The organism is Pseudoalteromonas sp. NBT06-2 (genome assembly GCF_002276045.1).
In the GTDB taxonomy this organism is placed as follows: domain Bacteria; phylum Pseudomonadota; class Gammaproteobacteria; order Enterobacterales; family Alteromonadaceae; genus Pseudoalteromonas.
The window spans coordinates 1-553 of sequence record NZ_NQMR01000350.1 but is presented as its reverse complement, the minus strand read 5'-3'; the positions used below and the strand labels follow the sequence as shown (position 1 = coordinate 553).

Below are 553 nucleotides of genomic sequence, written 5' to 3'. Positions count from 1 at the left end.
AGTGCGCGATTGCAAATCAGAAATATGCGCGATTTGCGCACTATTAAATTGTTAGGTAACACAGAAACCTCAGAGTATGATTGAAACTTTAAAGATTAAATTACTTGACGGAATGCACGCAAATACCGATTGGGAATGCATGCTAGAAATTCCTGTGGATCACAGTTTAGATGAATTGCATCAAGCGATTTTGAATGCTGTTGGCTTCGAAAATGATCACTTATTTGAATTCGCAATTGGGAATACTTATTACTCTAGAAGTGTTTTGCGTATCAGTTATGACGATGAAAAGATAAGCCAAGAAACTGTCGATTCTATTCTTCCTCAAGTTAAGGGTAAAAAACTCTTTTATATGTTCGATTATGGTGATAGTTGGCTATTTCAAATAAGTAAAAGCCGTAAAAAACGCTTTCAAGAAAAAGTTAATACTTTCTACCCTAGAGTTTCTCTAGAGAGCGGGATAAAACCAGAACAATACCCTGATTGGGATGAATAGAGTTACCTAACAAGGCAATTATGGGTGGGACGTTTAAAGCTTGGCTGGCGCTCATTC

The 553-nt window shown here is 36.9% G+C and carries 1 protein-coding gene; it reads left to right on the top strand.

Translation table 11 applies throughout. The annotated features are described in order from the left end of the window. Window positions 1-139: 139 nt before the first annotated feature. On the top strand, window positions 140-496 hold the full coding sequence (locus tag CJF42_RS25990; RefSeq protein ID WP_170940786.1) for an IS1096 element passenger TnpR family protein: 357 nt from the start codon (window positions 140-142) through the stop codon (window positions 494-496). The last annotated feature ends 57 nt before the right edge of the window (window positions 497-553 follow it).

Coding starts and splice junctions, on each gene's coding strand:
- CJF42_RS25990 (WP_170940786.1), top strand. CDS start 140: ATGCTAGAAATTCCTGTGGATCACAGTTTAGATGAATTGCATCAAGCG.